This window comes from Sphingorhabdus sp. (genome assembly GCF_044239005.1).
Taxonomy (GTDB): Bacteria; Pseudomonadota; Alphaproteobacteria; order Sphingomonadales; family Sphingomonadaceae; genus Sphingorhabdus_B.
In genome coordinates, this window is the sequence record NZ_JBIICH010000166.1 from 1 (window position 1) to 3,795 (window position 3,795).

2 protein-coding genes are annotated in these 3,795 nt (G+C 56.3%); both read left to right on the plus strand.

All coding sequences use genetic code 11. The annotated features are described in order from the left end of the window. The first annotated feature begins 137 nt into the window (after positions 1–137). Positions 138–2,249: a penicillin acylase family protein gene (locus ACILQA_RS10395; protein ID WP_395629625.1), complete on the plus strand. Its 2,112-nt coding sequence runs from the start codon at positions 138–140 to the stop codon at positions 2,247–2,249. Positions 2,250–2,342: 93 nt separating this feature from the next. Then, a partial coding sequence (locus ACILQA_RS10400) for a M16 family metallopeptidase (RefSeq protein ID WP_395629626.1) occupies positions 2,343–3,795 on the plus strand: 1,453 nt, incomplete at its 3' end.

Consider the following 3,795-nt stretch of genomic DNA (forward strand, 5'->3'; position numbering starts at 1 on the left):
GGGGTGATTGCTGTGCTTGCCAGTGCAAGGGCTAAGAAGCTGCGAAACATACAGGGACTTTCCTTTCCGTAAATCTTGGTTATGCCGGATATGTACGCAAATGGACCGATGTGACAAGGTCTCATTGCAGGGAGAAAATGATGCGTAAATTTTTATGGGCGTCTTTGGCGCTTGCCGGTGTGGTTGCAGGCGCAGGTGCGTTGTGGGAGCCATTGGCCGCGACTGAATATGAAACCGCCAAGCGGACCTATGATGCCGAGATTGTGCGCGACGAATATGGCGTGCCGCACATCAATGGCGCGACCGATGCGGACACGGCTTATGGCCTTGCCTATGCCCACGCCGAAGATGATTTTGCGACGATAGAAGATGTCGTGGCAATGACCCGCGGCCGTTATGGCGCGTTGGCTGGCTCGGACGGGGCCAAGGTTGATTATGTCATGCACTTATTGGGCGCGCGGGAAACCGCCGAAAAGCGCTACATGGAATTGTCGCCAGAGGTACGCGCAGTGGCCGAAGCTTATGCGGCTGGGCTTAATTATTATGTGTCGAAGCATCCGGGCGAAGCGCGCTTGTCGAAACTGTTTCCGGTCACTGGACAGGACATCGTCACCGGCTTTGTTCTGCGCGCGCCATTTTTCTATGGCCTTGATAACGCAATCGGTGCGCTGACCGAAGGCAAGCCGCAGCCCAAAGAGAGCGCAGCACCAATGACGCCAATCGGGCGGGATCCCGAAATGAACGGGTCCAATGCCTTTGCCCTCGCGCCAAAGCGTATGGCCGATGGCAAGACCTGGCTGATTTCCAATTCGCACCAGCCTTATGAAGGACAAGTGGCATGGTATGAGGCGGTGACGCATTCGGGCGAAGGCCTTCATATGGCGGGCGCATTGTTCCCGGGGTCGCCCTTCGTACTGTTGGGGCATAACCGCCACCTTGGCTGGACCAACACGGTCAATCGGCCTGACCTGATCGATGTCTATAAATTGGTGATGAATGAGGCCGGCGACAAATATCGTTTTGATGGCAAATGGCTGCCGCTAAATTCAAAGCGCGTCTGGTTGCCCGTCAAGTTCGGGCCCTTCAATCTGCCGGTGCCACAGACAGTGTATCGATCAGTACATGGTCCGGTTATCAAGAATGATAAGGGCTATTTCGCCATCCGCTATGCCGGAATCGACAGCGTAAAGGTCGTCGAGCAATATTACCGGAATACCAAGGCGACGAATTGGGACGAGTGGACCAAGTCCATGTCGATTGGCGGGATTCCTGCCACCAACTTCATCTATGCCGACAAAACCGGCCGCGTTGCCTATATCTACAATGCGCTCTTCCCTGATCGCAAACCGGGCTATGATTACACCAAGCAGCTTCCGGGCGATACGTCCGCTGCCATGTGGTCCGGCCCTGTCGGCTTTGACCGCTATCCCAAGATTGTCGATCCAGCATCGGGCTTTGTGCAGAATGCGAATAACACGCCGTTTCTGGCGGCTGGCCCGGGTTCGGAAATGAATCCGGCGGATTATTCGCCATATTTGGGCATCGAACGCGGCATGACTAACCGGGGCCTGCGCGCCACCGAGCTGTTGGCGGCGGATAGGTCAATCACGCCGGAAGAGCTGCTCGCGATCAAGATGGACATGACCTACAGCAAGCAGAGCTGGGTCGGGCCATGGATGGCGTCCTTTGCCGCGTTGGACCTGAAAGATGCGCCGGAACTCGCCAAGGCGCAAAAGCTGTTGGCCAGCTGGGATTGGTCAAGCGATGGCAAGGGCGATGCTGACGCATTGGCTGAAAGGATCGTTCGTTTTGGTGCACGGCCGAACTGGCGCGGTGACCCAATGCCCGATCCCCGCAAAACGCTTCAGGAAGCGGTCGATGAATTCAAGAAGCGCTTTGGCAGAATTGACCCGCAGCTTGGCGATATCCAGCGGCTGCGGCGCGGCAATGTCGACTTGCCCATGTTTGGCGGAAGCGATGCCCTGCGCGCGACGACGATGTGGGATGCCGACCAAGCCGATGGCAAGGTCCGCGTCCGGCATGGCGACAGCTACATCATGCTGATCCGCTGGGACAAAAATGGCGGCGTTATATCGGAATCCATCCAGCCATATGGTGCGGCAACCACGCGGCCCGACTCGCCGCATTACACCGACCAGATGAAGCTGTTTGTCGCGGGCAAATATAAGCCCGTCCATTTCGAATGGGCCGACGCCGTGAAGCATGCAAAGCGCCGTTATCGGCCCTGAACGGCGTTTGTCGAAAATGTGCAACCGCCAGATTGTGTTTGTCCGTTTTGGCACTATCTCTGGCGACAGTAGAAATATCTTTGGGAGCATATCATGATCCGTAAATTGACCCTCGCGCTTATGTTGTCTGGTTCGGTGTTGGCCGCGCAGGCACCGGCATTTGCGCAAACCGCAGCACCCGTTTCAAAACTGGTGGAGGCCGTGAATATTCCGCATGAGAAATTCACGCTCGACAACGGCCTGACGGTGTTGGTGCATGAAGACCGCAAGGCGCCGATCGTCGCGGTTTCCATCTGGTATGGCGTAGGGTCAAAGCATGAACCCAAAGGCAAAACGGGCTATGCCCATTTGTTCGAACATATCATGTTCAACGGCAGCGAAAACGCGCCGGGCGATTATTTTGAATATACCAAGAAAATCGGCGCCACCGACTTGAACGGCACGACATGGCTCGACCGGACGAACTATTTTCAGACCGTGCCGACGACGGCGCTGGAATCTGCGTTATTCCTTGAAAGCGATCGTATGGGCTATTTGCTCAATGCCGTTTCCAAGGAAAAGCTCGACAACCAAATCGGCGTTGTTTCGAACGAAAAGCGTCAGGGCGACAACCAGCCATTTGGACTGGTCGATTATAAGCGTTCGGAAACCTTGTTCCCCGTTGGCCACCCTTATCATCACGACACCATTGGCAGCCTGGAAGACCTGTCGGCGGCATCGCTGGATGACATGAAGAACTGGTTCATCGACCATTATGGTCCAAATAATGCGGTGCTCGTGCTGGCAGGTGATATCAACGCCGCGCAAGCCAAGCCGCTTGTTGAAAAATGGTTCGGCAGCATCAAGCGCGGCAAAGATGTCGCGCCCGTCAACGCGCCTATACCCACGCTGGAAAAGCCCGTTAAAATCGTGATGAAGGACAAGGTTCCGACCACACGTATTTATCGCAACTGGGTGGTGCCGGGATTGGCCGACCCTGATGCAAATGCGCTGTACATTGGCATGAGCGCGCTTGGTGGCCTGTCCAGCTCGCGTCTGGACAATATCCTTGTGCGTCAGGAACAAAGTGTCGTGGGCGTTTCGGCATATCTGATCCCGTTCGTGCACGGCAGCCTGATTAACATTCAAGCGGATGTGAAGCCCGGCGGTGATGCCGATGCGGTTGCCAAGCGGTTGGATGAAATATTGGCCGATTACATCGCCACGGGGCCAACCGCTGAGGAAGTGCAGCGCGTCGCCGCCAGCAATATTGCCCAGCAAATCGATGGCCTTGAACAGGTTGGCGGATTCGGCGGAAAGGCCGTCGCGCTTGCCGAAGGTCAGCTTTATGTGGGCGACTCGAATTTCTACAAGAAAGAGTTGGAGCGCCTCGCCACGACAAAGCCCGAAGCGGTAAAGGCGGCGATGCAAAAATGGCTGACCCGCCCCGTGCTCGAAATTCGCGTCGAGCCAGGCGAGCGTGAGGTGTATAAGGAAGTGGCCGCCGGATCGGGCAGCCGCACCGGCACGCTGACATCGCCTGCTTTTTACGCGCCCCCCGGAACCG

Bases quoted from the DNA above. Each gene is read 5' to 3' on its own strand.
- ACILQA_RS10395 (WP_395629625.1), top strand. From the start codon at position 138: ATGATGCGTAAATTTTTATGGGCGTCTTTGGCGCTTGCCGGTGTGGTT.